This window comes from Bradyrhizobium sp. BTAi1, assembly GCF_000015165.1.
Taxonomy (GTDB): domain Bacteria; phylum Pseudomonadota; class Alphaproteobacteria; order Rhizobiales; family Xanthobacteraceae; genus Bradyrhizobium; species Bradyrhizobium denitrificans.
The window spans coordinates 5,461,017-5,476,540 of record NC_009485.1 but is presented as its reverse complement, the minus strand read 5'-3'; the positions used below and the strand labels follow the sequence as shown (position 1 = coordinate 5,476,540).

The following is a 15,524-nucleotide window of genomic DNA, read 5'->3' as shown; positions in this document are numbered from 1 at the left end:
CTCATGCGGAGACCGATCTGACTGGATCGACGCGGCCTGCTTGGAGCCAAGATCGCGCCCCGCGTCATTGCGAGCACAGCGACGCCGCGCTCGCAATGACGGCGGAGAGCAGGCGGGAGCCCGCAATCGCGATCGCCCACGCGACTTCGCACCCTGTCGCCCATGAGCGACCAGGCCCTCATCAACAATGTGGATCGCGGACGGCCTCCACGCCGTCGACGATCAGTGGCGGCGTGACCGGATCCTGGGATGGCGGCCGAGGCGGCGGCGGTGTCGGGCGATTGCGCTCGGGGGCGGCGGCTTGGTTGGGCATCAAGAGCTCCTTGCGTTGGCTGGAAAACGAGCGAGCAGCCGCCGAGTTCCAGAACGCGGGACGTGATCGTCACGCCGGCATGCCATGCATCGTTGGTCGTCGCCGCCCATGCGTCTCTGGCGATTGACGCGCGGGGGAACTGCTGCAAGTCTCGGCGACGAAGGACGGCTTGCGCCTGCGCCAAGCGGTTCGATGAAAGCTTCACGTCAAGAGAGATCGCATGTCACATTCTCCGCGCCGGTCGTCCTCCGCGCTCGTTTCATGGCTCGTCGCCTCAGTCATGGCGCTGTCCTCGGCAGGGCTCGCGCCGGGGGCACTCGCGGCCGGCAAGAAGACGATCACGGCGGTGATGCATTCCGATCTGCGCGTGATCGATCCGGTGTTCACGCCGGCCTACATCACCCGCGATCACGGCTACATGGTCTACGACACCTTGCTCGGCACCGACGCCAATTTCCAGGTGCAGCCGCAGATGGCGGAATGGAAGGTCTCGGACGACAAGCTCACTTACACTTTCACTCTGCGCGACGGCCTGAAATGGCACGACGGCCCGCCGGTCACTGCGGAGGACTGCATCGCCTCGTTGAAGCGCTGGAGCGTCAATGACAGCATGGGCCAGAAGCTGATGGAGGCGACGGCCTCGCTCGAGGCCACCGATGCCAAGACGATCACGCTGAAGCTGAAGCAGCCTTACGGCCTGGTTCTGGAATCGATCGGCAAGCCGTCGTCCTACGTGCCGTTCATGATGCCGAAGCGTCTGGCCGAAACGCCGGCCAATCAGCAGATCACCGAGCAGGTCGGTTCCGGCCCGTTCAAATTCGTGAAGAGCGAATTCCAGCCCGGCGTGAAGGCGATCTATGAGAAGAACACCGACTACGTGCCGCGCAAGGAGCCGCCGAGCTGGACGGCCGGCGGCAAGGTGGTGAAGGTCGACCGCGTCGAATGGATCTCGATGCCCGATGCGCAGACGGCGGTGAATGCGCTGCAGGCCGGCGACATCGACTTCATGGAATTTCCGCCGATGGATCTGGAGCCGGTGCTGGCCGCCAATCCCGATCTCACCATGAACGTGCTGAACAAGTTCGGCTATCAAACGCTGGGCCGGATGAACTTCCTGTTTCCGCCATTCGACAATGTGAAGCTGCGCCGCGCGGCGTTCCTGGCGCTGAACCAGAAGGACGTGCTCGACGCGCTGGTCGGCACGCCGAAATTCTACCGCGTCTGCGGCGCGGTGTTCGGCTGCGGCACGCCGCTCGAGACCGATGTCGGCTCAGAGACCCTGGTCAAGGGCAATGGCGTCGAGCAGGCCAAGAAGCTGCTCGCCGAGGCCGGCTACGACGGCACGCCGGTGGTCATCCTGGCGCCCGGTGATGCGATCACCTTGAAGGCCCAGCCGGTCGTCGCCGCGCAGCTGTTGCGCGCCGCCGGCTTCAAGGTCGATCTTCAGACCACCGACTGGCAGACCGTGGTGACGCGCCGCGCCAGCCAGAAGCCGCCGAAGGAAGGCGGCTGGAACATGTTCTTCACCAATTCGGTGATCGCCGATTCCGGCAATCCGATCGGCAGCACCTTTGTCAGCGCCCGCGGCCAGAAGAGTCCGTTCGGCTGGCCGAACGATCCGAAGATCGAGGAGCTGCGCGACGCCTTTGCCCGCGCTCCCGGCCTTGCCGAGCAGAAGAAGATCGCCGCCGATATTCAGCAGGAGATCTACGATCAGGTGATCTACGTCCCGCTGGGCCAGTGGTTCGCACCGAGCGCCTGGCGGAAATCGATCACCGGCATGTTGGAAGGGCAGGCGGTGCCCGTGTTCTGGAACGTCGACAAGAGCGAATAAGGTGGCCTTGCTTGCGAGCAGGGGCATTCCCGGCCGATGGGCGCGGCCGTGACGGCCGAACCCCGGCGCCTGGCGATGCGGATGGTACAGGGAGACCCCGCATGTCGCTGTCGTCAGCGCGGTTCGCGCGCGCTGGCTATCGCTCATGCGGGCTGCAAGAGACTATGCGAGACGAGGCTTATACTCTGATCTGATCCAGCGCCGCCAGCACCTCGGTCGAGGCGATCTCGACCTTGCCGATCTCGTTGAGCGCCTCGTCGATGTGGCCCGCGCTGAACAGCCGCGCGGCTTCCTTGCCGTGGCGGTGCACCGCTTCATGCGGGCGTTCGAGGCGGCGGAATGCGGCGTCGCCGGCGAGGCGCTGGCCGGCCTCGCCATAGTACCATTTGCCGAGACGGCAATTGTGATGGTCACTGAGTTCGTCGGTCCTGAGCTGCAGCCGACCGACGGACATGTCGACCAGCCGCTTCTTCCAGATCACGTGGTCGGCCTTGGCGAGCCGCACCACCTGATTGTCGAGTGAGAGCTTGGCGATCTCGTTCAGCATGTTGCCGACCTTCGCATCGGTCTTGCCCATCGTGTCGGCCAGCGACATCACCTCGTTCGCATTGGCCGTGGCCAGATCCGCGATGAGGGTGATGCCCTGCGCCACCTCGTCGGTGGCCGCGTTCTGCTCGGTGAGAATGCCGGAGATCTCGTCCATCTTGGCGCTGACCATGGCGGTGCGGGTTCCGGCCTCGTCGATGGTCTGTGCCAGATTGGTCATTTCGGTCATGCCGATCTCGACGGCCTTGGCTCCGCCGGCCATCGCCTCGACGATGCCGCTCATCTCCGCCTGCAGCCGTTCGATGCGGCCCTTGATGTCCTCGGTGGCCTTCGTGGTCTGCTGTGACAGGTTCTTCACCTCGGCGGCGACGACGGCAAAACCCCTGCCGAACTCGCCCGCGCGTGCGGCTTCGATGGTGGCGTTCAGCGCCAGCAGATTGGTCTGATTGGCGATCGCATCGATGGTGCCGACGATCGAGCCGATCTCTGCCGAGGCCGCGCTGAGATCGGCGATCTTGGACGAGGTGTCCCGCACCGAGCTCGCAATTCCGTTCATGGTCTGCAGCGTGTGACGCACCGCCGTCACGCTATCCTCCACCGCCCGCCTGGTCGCGGCCGCCTCATTGGCTGCTACGGTCGTCGTCGCGCTGATGGTCTGGACCGAGGCCTGCAGCTCGACCGACGCGGAGGCAAGACTCTGGCAGCGCTCCGATTGATTGTTCGAGGCGCCGATCAGGCGCGCGGCGCTGATCGAGGCCTCGTTGCTGTTGATGCAGAGATCGACGATGGAATCCAGATCCTGGGAGGCGCGCGCGGCAAGCGCAGTGCTCAGGCGATGGATTGCCTCGATGAGTTCAGGCTTGATCTTGGCGCGCAGCGCTGCCGCGTTGAGATCGGCGACGTCGCGGTCGAGCTTGCCCGCGGCCCAGTCGTCGAGGCACTGCGCCAAAGTGTCCTGGAAGGCCTCGAGCGCGGCGTCCAACAGGGCAGGAGCATCCGTTTGGTCGTTCTTGCGGCTGCGGAAACCCAGCATGTGTCCTCTCCAGCGATGACCGCTGCACGCGTTGCATGCCGTCGACTCGGCTGGCGGCGACCCTCGGCTCCAACTTGCTGGCAGTTTGGTTACCAAATGGTTTCCCGCTGCAACTGCCGGTGGTGAGATCTGCTCGGCCTTGCTTTGGCGACGCGCTTGACATGATGTAAGCCGTAACTTACGGTAAGTCATGGCTTACGGAACGGCATTGACCGTGCTTGCAGATCCGACGCGGCGGCAGGTGTTCGAGCGCCTTCGCGACGGCCCTCGGCCGGTCAACGCCATTGCGGCGGGATTGCCGGTGTCGCGGCCCGCGGTGTCGCAGCATTTGAAGGTGTTGAAGGACGCTGGCCTGGTCGAGGAGCACAGCGAAGGCGCCCGTCGCATCTACGCGCTGCGAAGGGAAGGGCTCGCCGAGCTGCGTGAGTGGCTCGATGGCTTCTGGGACGATGCCCTGCTGGCGTTCAAGATCGAAGCGGAGCGATCGCACCGGCAGATGAAAGGCAAGACGGATGAATGAGCGAGCGATGATCGCGCCGGTGCAGAAGCAGGTCCGTGTCAGGGCGCCGATCGACCATGCCTTCGCGGTCTTCACCAGCGGTCTGACGCAATGGTGGCCGCATACGCATGGCGTCGGCCGAAAGCCGATCAGCAAAGTGCTGATGCAGCCCAGGCTCGGCGGCCGTTGGCTGGAGATCGCCGAGGACGGTACCGAGACGGCGGTCGCGACCATTACGCTCTGGGAGCCGCCGCATCGCTTCGTCATGCTGTGGCAGGTCGATGCGCAATGGAAGCCGGATGCGGCGATGCGTTCGGAGGTCGATGTGCGCTTCTTCGCCGAGACCGCCGAGACAACGCGGGTCGAGCTGCTGCACCACAGATTCGAGACGATGGGCGAGGCGGCCGGCGCATCGATGCGCAGGGATGTGGATGGCGGCTGGCCGGGCCTCCTGCAGCGCTTCGTGGCAGAGGCGGAACACCAGGCTAGGCCGTCTTGAGCAACTCATCATCAACGTGGAGATCGTGATGTCCGAGTTCGTCGTTCACTCCGTGCCGGGAAGTCCGTTTGGGCGCAGCGTGCTGATTGCGCTGGAAGAGAAAGGCGCACGGTATCGGCTCGCGGCGCTGGCGCCGGGCGACTCCAACACGCCGGCTCATCTCGCGCGCCATCCGTTCGGCCGCGTGCCGACGCTCGATCACGACGGCTTCGTGCTCTACGAGACCCAGGCCATCCTGCGCTATCTCGATCGCGTGTGTCCCGAGCCTGTCCTGACGCCCGCCGATCTGAGGCAGGCGGCGCGGATGGATCAGGTGATGAACATCAGCGACTGGTACCTGTTTCAAGGTGTCTGCAGCGTCACCGCCTTTCAGCGCATCGTCGGCCCGCAGCTCTTCGGCACCACGCCGGATGAAGCTGTGATCGAGCGTGCCATGCCGCAGGCCCGGACCGTGTTCGCGGAGCTGTCGCGGCTGCTCGGAGACCAGCCCTTCATGGCCGGCGGGCAGCTGTCGCTCGCCGACCTCCAGGTCGCGCCGCAGGCGAGCTTCTTGTCGTTGACGCCGGAATGGACGAGCTTGACCGCCGCTTATTCCAATCTCGTCGCGTGGATCGAACGGCTGGAGGCACGGCCGAGCTTCCAGGCCACCACCATGGCGCGCTTGATGGCCGGTGCGGGAGCGGCCTGAGATCAGCACGCCGCGGCCGTGCTGATGAGAATGATCCGGCCGCGGCGGCGGGACTCTTGATGAGCCGAGCCGGTGCGGACTGATCCCTGCAGTTGCAGGCGCACAAGAGAGGTGCATTGCCGCCTCGCCCGGGGCGCGGTCCGTGCGCTCCTCGCACCCTGCGCCAGCCCCGATCGGCGGTGTTCCGGCCTTATTGATTATTGCTGGCATCAAGGCTAGCGTTTGCGATCGGCATCCGGACTTCAGGATCCGCATCTGCGTCGAGCTGGGGGCGCTTTGCTGATCGCCGGAGAGTTGAGCGTGCAACTCGCATGACCATGCGGAAAAGCGCCCTACGACCGGAGGGACTGTCAGTGCCGCCTGAATCCCAGCCTCTACAGACGTTCGCGCCACGCTTCGTATTGCGGCAATCGGAGGATGCCCTCGATCAGGTGAAGAGTCTGGGCGGATGGAAAATTCGCCTGCAGCAACTCTCGCCGGGGCGGCTGAAAGCCGAGGTTGCTGGGCTGCATCTCGACAATATTCAATTCATTCGCGAGCGGACGACGCAGGCGCTGTTGAAGGAAGTGGAGACAGGCGACGATCAGATCGTTTTCTCGCAGCCTCTGCAGGCGTCCGGGCCGGGCTACGTCAATGGCCACATGATCGGGTACCCAGACCCTTGTCTGCTCGGCGGCGGAATCCTTCCGTCCATTCGGACCCCGCAATATCTCGATGTCGCGAGCTTGGCGGTCGACAAGGCCCACCTCCTGCGTTGGTTGACAGAGCTCGGCGAATCCGAATTGGCCGACACGCTGATCAGCAAGCGACAACTTGCTTGTCTGCAACTCGAGCCGACGAGTCTGTCGATCGTCAAGGATGTGAGTCTCCAGCTTTGCGGCGACAGCGGCATCACCGAGCGGGTTTTGGATTTCGAACAATGCCGGCGCACGCTCGAGGACGATTTGTTGCATGCCTTTATGCGATCTTTGCGCGTGTCGCGACGACGGTCGTTGACGAGCTTGACCTTGCAACGCCGCTTGGCAGATCGCGCCCGGGAGCTCGTTCTGGCCTGTCCAGACGCGGCGCCGACCATTTCCGATCTGTGCCGGCAACTCGGTGTCAGCCGCCGGAGCTTGCAGGACGGCTTTCAGGGAGCATTCGGGTTGGCCCCGACGCAATTCCTGCGTGTGGTTCGACTCAACGCCGTTCGCCGTGAACTGCGGGCATTGGCCGGCAACAGCGTGCAGCCCTCGATCGGAGATATCGCGGCGCGGTGGGGGTTCTGGCATTGGAGCCGCTTTACGTCCTACTATCGTGGGTTGTTCGGCGAGCTGCCCTCCGAAACTTTTCGGCGGTTCGGGGCACGGGCGAAGCGGGACTAATCGTCGTTTCACGCCGGCTCGACCGCAAAACATGATGTGCGCGGCCCCGCGCTCCATGCCTGCTGCGGTGCGCGCCTCTCCCCACGGGCCATCGCCGCTTCGATCGGCTCCTGGAGGATTTTTCGCTGATGCAGCGATCCGTTGCCGATTTCGGATAACACGTCTGTGTGGTCCGTTCATAACTTCGTCATCTTGAGAGCATGCGTATGGCGCGGCCGCCCAGGGGCGAGCCGCGACCGGGAAAGCGCGTCTGTCAAGCCGGGGCGCCGGCGAGCTTGCATTCGACCAGATCTCTGGGGAGAACATCCGTGGGTGATATGATCAAGTCTTCGACGAAGGTGGGCCGCCGCATGAGCCGCCGGCAGTTGCTCAAGGCGGCGGGTGCGCTCGGGCTCGCCGGCTCGGGCAGCGTGACGTTCGCCAACATTGCCAATGCCGCCTCGAGCACGATCAAGATCGGTTGGGTGGGGTGCTTGTCAGGCATTCGTGCGCCGTTTGCGGAGCCGGATCCCTGGATTCAGGAGCGCATGAAGACCCATCTCAAGGATGGCCTCAAGATCGGCGGCAAGACCTACAATGTCGAACTTGTGATCAGGGACAATCAGTCGGAGCCGAACCGATCTGCGACTGTGGCGAGCGAGCTCGTGCTCAGAGAGAAGTGCGATCTCATTCTCGTGCAGGATGGCGATGCGCAGATCCCGGTCGGAGAACTCGCCGACGCGCGTGGTGTTCCGGCGATCTCCACGATGTTGCCCTGGCAGGCCTGGATGTTTCCCCGCAAGTCGACGCCGGACAAGGGTTTTCCCTACACGTTCCACTTCTTCTGGGGGGCAGATGATGTTGTGAAGAACTTCATCGGCATGTGGCAGTCCGTGGAGACCAACAAGAAAGTAGGAACGCTGTACATCGACAATTCGCCCGGTGTGGCCTTTGCAGATCCAAGCGAGGGTCTGCCAGCGGGACTCGCGCAAGCCGGATATCGCGAAGTTCCGGCAGGCCTCTACAAATTGACGACCGATGATTTCTCCAATCAGATCTCGGCGCTCAAGAATGAAGGCGTCGATATCGTATCCGGATTTGCCTATGGCCCGCATTGGGTGACGCTGTGGAATCAGGCGGCGCAGGCCGGTTTCAAGCCGCAGATCTGTACGATCGCTGCGGCGTTTCTGTTCCCCAGCGCGGTCAATGCCCTGGGCGACCGGGGCGACGGAATGTCGACCGAAGTCTGGTGGACGCCGGCCTATCCGTTCAAGTCGTCCCTGACCGGGCAGAGCGCCGCCGAGCTCGCCGCCGATTGGGAGAAGACGACCGGACGGCAATGGACGCAGCCGATCGGCTACGCGCATGCGCTCTGGGAGGTCGGGATCGCCGCGCTTCGCAACAGCGATCCGAAGGACAAAAAATCTCTGCGCGATGCGATCGCCGGCCTCGACCTGCAGACCGTGGTTGGTCCCGTTAACTTCAAGGACAGCCCGATCAAGAATGTTGCCGTGACCTCGCTGGCCGGCGGTCAGTGGCGCAAGGCGAAGACAGGCAAGGCGCCATATGAATTGCTGATCGTCCATAACGGGACGGCGCCGTTCATTCCCAAACAGTCGGATCTCACTCTGCTGTCAAAGCTCTCGTAAGCGGCCGGCGGCAGAGCGCGATACATGGTCGAAGTGTTGAACGTCAGTTCGCTGAGCAAGAGCTTCGGCGCCATCAAGGTCGCAGACGATCTCAGTTTTCAGCTCGAACTGGGGGAATGTCTCGGCGTGATCGGTCCGAACGGCGCCGGAAAGAGCACGCTGCTGAACCTGATCGTGGGCTTGATCCGACCTGACTCGGGTCGCATCATCCTCGACGGCAGCGACATCACCGGGCTGCGGCCGCACCTTCGGGCGCGTCGCGGCATCGGCCGGGCTTTTCAGATCCCGCAGCCTTTCCCGCATCTGACCGTCTACGAAAACGTTCTCGCAGCAGCCACCTTTGCCGGCGGAATGCACGAGGATGCTGCTGCGGAAGCGGCCATCGAGGTGCTGCAACTGACGGCGCTGTTCGCCAAGGCGGAACTGCTGGCTGGCGGGCTGCCATTGATTGATCGCAAGCGGCTTGAATTCGCCAAGGCGTTGGCATCCCAGCCGCGGCTCATCCTGCTGGATGAAATCGCGGCCGGCTTGACGGAGCCGGAGGTCGCGCGTCTCACCGAGGTGATCGGCGGGGTCAAGGCCGGTTACGCCATGATCTGGATCGAGCACATCCCGCACGCACTGCGCGCGGTGGCGGACCGCATTCTCGTGCTCGATTTCGGTCGCAAGGTGCTCGAAGGCGCGCCGGGCGAGGTCATGGACAGTCCCGCGGTCAGGCGGATCTATATGGGGTTTGCGGCTGATGACGTTGCTTGAAGTGTCCGGGCTGAACGTCTTTCACGGTGATCTCCAGGCCATCTTCGATCTTGACCTTCGCGTCGGCGAAGGTGAGGTGGTTGCGCTTGTCGGTGCGAATGGCGCCGGCAAGACAACGATGATGCGCGCGCTTGTCGGCCTGATTGCCAGCAAGCAGGGACGAATCCGCTTCGATGGCGCCGAGATTTCCGCTGCATCCGCGGAGGACATCGCGCGCGCAGGACTCTGCATGGTGCCCGAAGGGCGCATGTTGTTCGACAGCCTCACCGTGTTGGAAAATCTGATGATGGGGCAGGTGCTCAGGCGCCGCGGGTATTGGACCTTGGAGCGGGTCTTCGAACTGTTTCCGATCCTGGCCGAGCGGCGTAGCGCGATGCCGCGTCACCTCTCGGGCGGCCAGCAACAGATGGTCGCGATCGGCAGGGCGCTGATCTGCAACCCGCGGCTCCTGCTGTGTGATGAGATTTCGCTCGGGTTGGCACCGCTCATGGTCGAGCAGATTTATGCGGCATTCGCGCAGATCGGCAAGCAGGGCACGGCCCTTGTGCTGGTCGAGCAGGATGTGAAGCGCGCCTCCGCCGCCGCTGACAGGCTTTATTGCCTGCTCAAGGGCAGGATTTCGCTGGAGACCGCCGCAGGTGCCGTGAGGGTCGAGGATCTGACACGCGCCTATTTCGGCGCTTGAGAGCGGGGCAGGTTGGCATGGCGTGGATCGAAACCGTGGTGAACGGTCTGCTATTGGGTGGCCTTTACGGCCTGATCGGAATCGGGCTTGCCCTCGTCTTTGGAGTCATGCGGGTGGTCGACGGCGCCCAAGGCGAGTTCATGGTGATGGCGGCCTTCTTCGCGGTGATCGTCTTAGCGGCGGCACCGGATCTTCACCCACTGATCATTTTTGGCCTCGCCATCCTATTCTCCTTCTGTGTCGGCTATGTGTATCAGAGCTGGATCGTCAATCGATCCATGCAGTCTTCGGATCCGCTCGCGCCGCTGCTACTCACCTTCGGGGTGTCGATCATCCTGCGCAGCGTGATGGTGGAGGTGTTCGGCGCCGATCTGCGCGGGCTGCAACTCGGGTCGCTGTCGCGCGCCAGCATCGCGATCTTCAATATCAACATCGGTGTCATGCCGCTGCTGACGCTCGCCACCTCGATCGCGCTGTTTCTGCTCCTGCAATGGATGCTGAAACGAACGTCATTCGGACGGATCATTCGCGCAACAGCCGATCGCCGCGACATCGTTCGACTGTTCGGCGTGAAGCCCGACCGGGTGTACGCCTGCGTGATGGCGATGTCTGTGGCGCTCAGCGCAATCGCCGGCCTCTTTCTCGCAGCGCGTGCGAGCTTCACGCCATTTTCCGGCGTCGAACGCTTGCTCATTGCGTTCGAGGTCGTGGTGCTGGGCGGCATCGGCTCGTTCTGGGGGCCGTTGATCGGTGGTCTTGCGCTGGGCGTCACGCAGCTCGTCGGTCTCAAATGGGATCCCAATGCTGGCCTGCTTTATTGTCACTTGCTGTTCTTCATCATGATCCTGATCCGCCCGTCCGGGCTGGTGGCGAGCCGGAGCTGACGATGCATCTCCGTCTGGTATCCGGTGTCGTCGCGTCGATCCTGCTCAGCGCCGGTGCACCCTTCGTGCTCGGCGACGGCGCGCTGCGCCTGTGGACAGAGGCTCTGCTCATTCTCACGATGGCGCAGATGTGGAACCTGCTCGCGGGCTATGCGGGTCTTGTCTCGTTCGGCCATCAGGTTTTCGTGGCGGCCGGTGCTTACGCTCTGTTCCTCGCAGCTGAGGCGTTGAACGTCTCGCCCTATTGGGTGTTGCCCTTGGCCCCGCTGGCGGCCGCGTTCCTGGCAGCGCTGGTCGCGCTGCCGCTGTTTCGGTTGCGCGATGCCTATTTCTCAATTGGGATTTGGGTGTTTTCCGAGATCGTCGCCACTCTCGTCACGAAGTCATCCCTGACCGGCGCGACGGCCGGCCTGCCGCTCAAGACCAGCAGCCTGATGGACCTCGACTGGTTCGAGCCGACGCTGTTCTGGATTGCGAGCGTGCTGGCGCTGGCGGCGACGGCGGGGCTCTTGCTGTTGATGCGATCGGAATTCGGTCTCGGGATCATGAGCGTGCGCGACAATGACGTTGCGGCCATGAGCGTCGGCGTCGACGTCCAGCGCAATCGTCTCATCGTCTTCGTCATCTCGGCTGCCGGATGCGGCGCGGCGGGCGCCGTCAACTTTCTCAGCAATCTCTATCTCAGTCCCGCTTCGGCGTTCGACGTCAGCTGGGTCGTCAATATGATGTTCATCGTCGTGATCGGCGGCATTGGAACGTTGGAGGGGCCGATCATCGGCACGCTGCTGTTCTTCGCGCTGCGCGAGATCGTCACCGGTCAGCTCGGACTGTCGGGAGGCTGGTATCTCGTTGCCCTGGGGAGCGTCGCGGTGGGCACGATGCTGTGGTCGCCGCGCGGCCTCTGGCCGGCGCTGAGTGCGCGCTGGGGCCTGCGTTTCATGAGCGTCGAACGCAAGGCTCCGCGCCTTGCGCTGCAGGACAAACCGAACAACGACTGACCAGGGAATCCCGGATTATGACGAACACGTATTATCTCAGCGCGACGGCGCAGTTGAAGATGCTGGCGGAGCGGCGCATCAGTGCGACCGAACTCCTGGACCTGCATCTCGACCGCGTGCAGCGGCTCAATCCGGAGTGCAATGTGGTGGTTGCACTCGATGAGGAGGGCGCGCGGCGTAGCGCGCGCGCCGCCGACGAGGCCATCGCCCGAAACCCGACCGCCGGGCGTCTGCTTGGTCTGCCGATGACGATCAAGGACTCGTTCGCGGTGACGGGAATGGCGGTGACCTGTGGCATGGAGGAATTTCGCGACTACCGGCCGCAGCGGGACGCTGCGGCGGTGGCGCGGATCCGGGCGAACGGAGCGGTCATCTTCGGCAAGACCAATGTCCCGGCCGCGGCCAAGGACCATCAATCCTACAACACGCTGTTTGGATTGAGCCGCAATCCGTGGGATCTGACGCGCACCGTGGGCGGCTCGTCCGGTGGCTCGGCTGCGGCCTTGGCTGCAGGCTTCACCCCGCTGGAACTCGGCAGCGACATCGGCGGTTCGATCCGCGTCCCGTCTCATTTCTGCGGCGTCTATGGACACAAGTCGAGCTACGGTCTGATCGATATCGCAGGACACCTTCCGCCCCCGCCTGGACATGTTGCGCCATCCGGGCTCTCCGTGGTCGGACCTCTCGCGCGCAGCGCCGAGGATCTGGAGCTGCTGTTCGACATCCTGCTCGGACCTGCGGAGATCGAGCGCGCAGGAGCCGAGCTGCGATTGCCGGCCCCGCGTCACGACGACCTGAAAAGTTTCAGGGTCGGGGTGTGGACGGACGCCTTTCCGCTCGATCCCGGTTATGCTGCGGCGATCGACCAGCTTGTCGGCCGTCTCAGGCGCTGCGGAGTTCAGGTCGATGAAGCGGCCCGGCCGGCCATCGACGCTGCAGCCAGCCACCGGGCCTACATTCAGACCCTGTTCGGGATCATCGGGGCCGGCCTTCCGCCCTCGGCCAAGGAGGCCCTGTTCGCGGAAGGGGATGCGGCCGAAGCCGGCAGCTATCCGCGCCAGGTGGCCGATGCCATTCGGCAGCCGTTGCAGAGCTATCTCGCGATCAGGGAGGAGCGCCATCGGCTCCGCCAGGCGTGGAGCTATTTCTTTGCCGATTACGACATCCTGATCTGCCCGGTGACGCCGACTGTGGCGTTCCCGCATGACGTCGAGCGCTCCGATTTCGCGGCCCAGTTCGTCCGCACCTTGGCGGTGGGCGATCGCCGGATCCCCTATCTCGACAATCTGGCATGGCCGGGCCTCGCCACGGTCGCCTATCTGCCGGCGACCGCGATGCCCACTGGCGCGCTGGTCGGTTCGGTGCCGGCAGGCGTCCAGATCATCGGACCGTTCCTGGGCGACCGCACCACTTTGCGGTTTGCCCGTCTGGTCGAACGCGAGCTCGGCTCCTTCCAGGCACCGCCCGGCTATTAGCCGGTATGGCGGACGATCCGGCCGGGTGACTTCATCGTCTGTCTCATCAGACGACCGGCCGGCGCACGCCGTGCAGCCGTCGACGCTGCAGCAATCTCGCATCATGCACAGGATGAAACGGCGAGGGCCTTGGTGCGGGCGGTGGGACTCGAACCCACACGACGTTGCCATCGAGGGATTTTAAGTCCCTTGCGTCTACCAATTCCGCCACGTCCGCGTTTGGGATCAGAGACCTAGCCCAGCCTTCGTGCAGAAGGAATGAAGCTTTCGGTGCCCTGAGGCTCATCCTCCTGCTTAAGCCAAGGCGGTCGCCTTGGTAAAGCCTCAATCCGGCCGTCACCAGCTGCTTTGAGATGGCATCTGATCTGAAGCAAGCGAGCCAGGTCATTCAACAGCTGCGCCAAAGGGCACTTGCAAGATGCGGATGTCGTTCTGAAATCGGGCGCTCGGCAGATCCAACTGGCGGGGCGGGTGAGCCGGATCCGGACGGGGCGGGCAATGTCGATGCTGCGGATCGTGCGGTCGGCGAGGCCAAGCCCGATGCGCTTCCCTTCGGGGCGAGACGATGCTTTAAGACGGCTGCTTTAACGAGGCTGCATGACCACTGACTGCCACCGCCCAGGCCATCGGCGCCTTGCGCTCGCCGCGGGATTGATCGCTTTGGGATCGCTGCTGTCCGGTTGTGCCGGCATGAGCGACAACATGTCGACGGCTTTCGCCGATCCGGCCAAATACGATCTGTACGACTGCAAGCAGCTCGAAACCGAGCGCAAGTCGCTGGCTGCGCGCACCGCCGAGTTGCAGGGCCTGATGGCCAAGGCGGAGACCGGGACCGGCGGTGTCGTGGTGGCAGAGCTCGCTTATCGCAACGATTACGTCGCGATCCGCGGCCAGTCGCAATTCGCCGAAGAGGCGTGGCGCCGCAACAAGTGCCAGGAAAGCCCGCCGCCGGCGCCTGCGGCCGCCAAGGGCGGCAAGCCGGCCAAACCGGCGCGTCCGGCGCGGCCGATGGCCTCCACCGGTTCGACCGGTCCTTCGACCCTGCCGCGGGACGGTTCGGTCTATTGAGGCCGCAAGATCAGATGGTGATGCGTTTCCGTGGCAACGCATTCATGCGCTAGAGCCGCCAATCGTAGATCCAGCTTTGCCGCGCCGATAGCCGTTGCGGGCCGAGCGCCTTGATGCTGAGGTCGCGTGCCAGCGCCAGCGGACCCGTCATGTGGTAGACGCGCCCTTGCTGGCGCGCCGTGCGCTGCACCCGGCCGACGCGGGGGCGACGCAGCCTGGCGTAGCGCTGCAATGCCCCCTCGATGGCGCCAGGGCCATCCGGGCGCGCCTCGCTCAGGGTCTTGGCGAGCACGGCTGCGTCCTCGATCGCCATGCCCGCGCCCTGCGCGGCGAAGGGCAACATCGCATGGGCGGCGTCGCCCAGCAGCGCGACATTGCCTGCGGTCCACGCGATGCCCTCGGGAACCCCGAACAAGGCCCATTTGCGCCAGCCATCGACCGCATTGAGCAGCAAGCGGGCCGTGGCCGGCCAGCGTGGCGGGCCGAACGCCGCCTTCAGCTCCGCTGGATCGCCCTCGGCGCTCCAGCCCGGCCGGTTCCAGGTGCCGGGCACCACCGCGACGACGTTGACCTGCCGCCCGGCTGAGATCGGGTAGGCGACCAGATGAGCACCGGGTCCCATCCAGAGCTGCACCCGCGCGCTGGCATGGTCGCGGGGCAATTGCCGGGCGTCGAGCGTGCCGCGCCACGCGATCAGGCCGGAGAATTCGGCGCGGACCTGGGGAAACAGATGATGCCGCACTGCCGACCAGACGCCGTCGGCGCCGATCAGCGCCAGCGCCACGTCCTGCCGGCGTTCATCGCCGCGGCGATGCACCACGGTCAAGCCCTTGGCGTGGGCCGCCACATCCTCGAACTGGCAGCCCAGGCGCAGCTCGACATCCGGATGCGCCATCGCCTCGGCCGCCAGGGCCGCCTGCAGATCGGCGCGATGCACGACCCAATAGGGCGCGCCGGCCGCCTCGCTCGCCGCCGCGCCGAGCGGCAGCCGCGCGATTTCACCGCCGGCCCGGGCGCTGAGGATGCTGACGGCCTCGGGCACCACCACGCGGGAGGCAAGCCGCGGCCCCAATCCGAGATCGATCAGAATGCGACTGGCATTCGGGGACAGTTGCAGCCCGGCGCCGACCTCTTCGAGCCGCTCGGCCTTTTCCAGCACGACGACACGAAAGCCCTTGGTGGCCAGTGCGAGCGCTGCTGTCAGGCCGCCGATCCCGGCGCCTGCAACGAAGATGGTACGCGATGCCACGATCG

15 protein-coding genes and 1 tRNA gene are annotated in these 15,524 nt (G+C 64.6%); 12 read left to right on the top strand and 4 right to left on the bottom strand.

Annotated features, from left to right (window positions below; all coding sequences use genetic code 11):
• Window positions 1-181 precede the first annotated feature (181 nt).
• On the bottom strand, window positions 182-313 hold the full coding sequence (locus tag BBTA_RS41660; RefSeq protein WP_256374667.1) for a hypothetical protein: 132 nt from the start codon (window positions 311-313) through the stop codon (window positions 182-184).
• A 220-nt stretch (window positions 314-533) separates the two neighbouring features.
• Here BBTA_RS41660 and BBTA_RS24565 point away from each other — a divergent pair, with 220 nt between their 5' ends.
• Window positions 534-2,147: an ABC transporter substrate-binding protein gene (locus BBTA_RS24565; protein ID WP_041750872.1), complete on the top strand. Its 1,614-nt coding sequence runs from the start codon at window positions 534-536 to the stop codon at window positions 2,145-2,147.
• 178 nt (window positions 2,148-2,325) lie between these two features.
• On the opposite strand, the gene BBTA_RS24560 is transcribed toward BBTA_RS24565, so the two are convergent.
• Window positions 2,326-3,726: a methyl-accepting chemotaxis protein gene (locus BBTA_RS24560; RefSeq protein WP_012045204.1), complete on the bottom strand. Its 1,401-nt coding sequence runs from the start codon at window positions 3,724-3,726 to the stop codon at window positions 2,326-2,328.
• A 190-nt stretch (window positions 3,727-3,916) separates the two neighbouring features.
• Between BBTA_RS24560 and BBTA_RS24555 the strand changes: the two genes are divergently transcribed.
• The 10 genes from BBTA_RS24555 (at window position 3,917) to BBTA_RS24510 (ending at window position 13,202) form a co-directional block, all read left to right on the top strand.
• Entirely contained in the window at window positions 3,917-4,246 is a 330-nt protein-coding gene (locus tag BBTA_RS24555; protein ID WP_012045203.1) for a helix-turn-helix transcriptional regulator, read from the top strand.
• Window positions 4,239-4,724 carry an SRPBCC family protein gene (locus BBTA_RS24550; protein WP_063719763.1) on the top strand — a complete coding sequence of 162 codons (486 nt, stop codon included), beginning with the start codon at window positions 4,239-4,241 and terminating at the stop codon, window positions 4,722-4,724. The genes BBTA_RS24555 and BBTA_RS24550 overlap by 8 nt, the downstream gene beginning before the upstream one ends.
• Before the next feature lie 28 nt (window positions 4,725-4,752).
• The gene (locus BBTA_RS24545; protein ID WP_012045201.1) at window positions 4,753-5,412 is read left to right on the top strand and encodes a glutathione S-transferase family protein; all 660 of its coding nucleotides are present in this window, start codon (window positions 4,753-4,755) and stop codon (window positions 5,410-5,412) included.
• Window positions 5,413-5,765: 353 nt separating this feature from the next.
• Window positions 5,766-6,776: a helix-turn-helix domain-containing protein gene (locus BBTA_RS24540; protein WP_168167916.1), complete on the top strand. Its 1,011-nt coding sequence runs from the start codon at window positions 5,766-5,768 to the stop codon at window positions 6,774-6,776.
• Window positions 6,777-7,093: 317 nt separating this feature from the next.
• Complete coding sequence (locus BBTA_RS24535) at window positions 7,094-8,404, top strand: ABC transporter substrate-binding protein (protein WP_244424484.1); 1,311 nt, start codon at window positions 7,094-7,096, stop codon at window positions 8,402-8,404.
• A gap of 24 nt (window positions 8,405-8,428) precedes the next feature.
• Window positions 8,429-9,160, top strand: coding sequence for an ABC transporter ATP-binding protein (locus BBTA_RS24530; RefSeq protein WP_012045198.1), 732 nt, complete (start codon window positions 8,429-8,431; stop codon window positions 9,158-9,160).
• Complete coding sequence (locus BBTA_RS24525; RefSeq protein WP_041750870.1) at window positions 9,147-9,845, top strand: ABC transporter ATP-binding protein; 699 nt, start codon at window positions 9,147-9,149, stop codon at window positions 9,843-9,845. The genes BBTA_RS24530 and BBTA_RS24525 overlap by 14 nt, the downstream gene beginning before the upstream one ends.
• A 17-nt stretch (window positions 9,846-9,862) precedes the next feature.
• The gene (locus BBTA_RS24520; protein ID WP_012045196.1) at window positions 9,863-10,729 is read left to right on the top strand and encodes a branched-chain amino acid ABC transporter permease; all 867 of its coding nucleotides are present in this window, start codon (window positions 9,863-9,865) and stop codon (window positions 10,727-10,729) included.
• Window positions 10,730-10,731: 2 nt separating this feature from the next.
• Entirely contained in the window at window positions 10,732-11,727 is a 996-nt protein-coding gene (locus BBTA_RS24515) for a branched-chain amino acid ABC transporter permease (protein ID WP_012045195.1), read from the top strand.
• Window positions 11,728-11,744: 17 nt separating this feature from the next.
• A complete protein-coding gene (locus BBTA_RS24510) occupies window positions 11,745-13,202 on the top strand; it encodes an amidase (protein WP_012045194.1) in 1,458 nt (485 codons plus the stop codon).
• A gap of 130 nt (window positions 13,203-13,332) precedes the next feature.
• Here the strand turns inward: BBTA_RS24510 and BBTA_RS24505 are convergent.
• A tRNA-Leu gene (locus BBTA_RS24505) sits at window positions 13,333-13,419 on the bottom strand.
• 380 nt (window positions 13,420-13,799) lie between these two features.
• Between BBTA_RS24505 and BBTA_RS24500 the strand changes: the two genes are divergently transcribed.
• Window positions 13,800-14,270, top strand: coding sequence for a hypothetical protein (locus BBTA_RS24500; protein WP_041750869.1), 471 nt, complete (start codon window positions 13,800-13,802; stop codon window positions 14,268-14,270).
• 49 nt (window positions 14,271-14,319) lie between these two features.
• Here the strand turns inward: BBTA_RS24500 and BBTA_RS24495 are convergent, their stop codons facing one another.
• Entirely contained in the window at window positions 14,320-15,522 is a 1,203-nt protein-coding gene (locus tag BBTA_RS24495; RefSeq protein WP_172238043.1) for an FAD-dependent monooxygenase, read from the bottom strand.
• Window positions 15,523-15,524 lie beyond the last annotated feature (2 nt).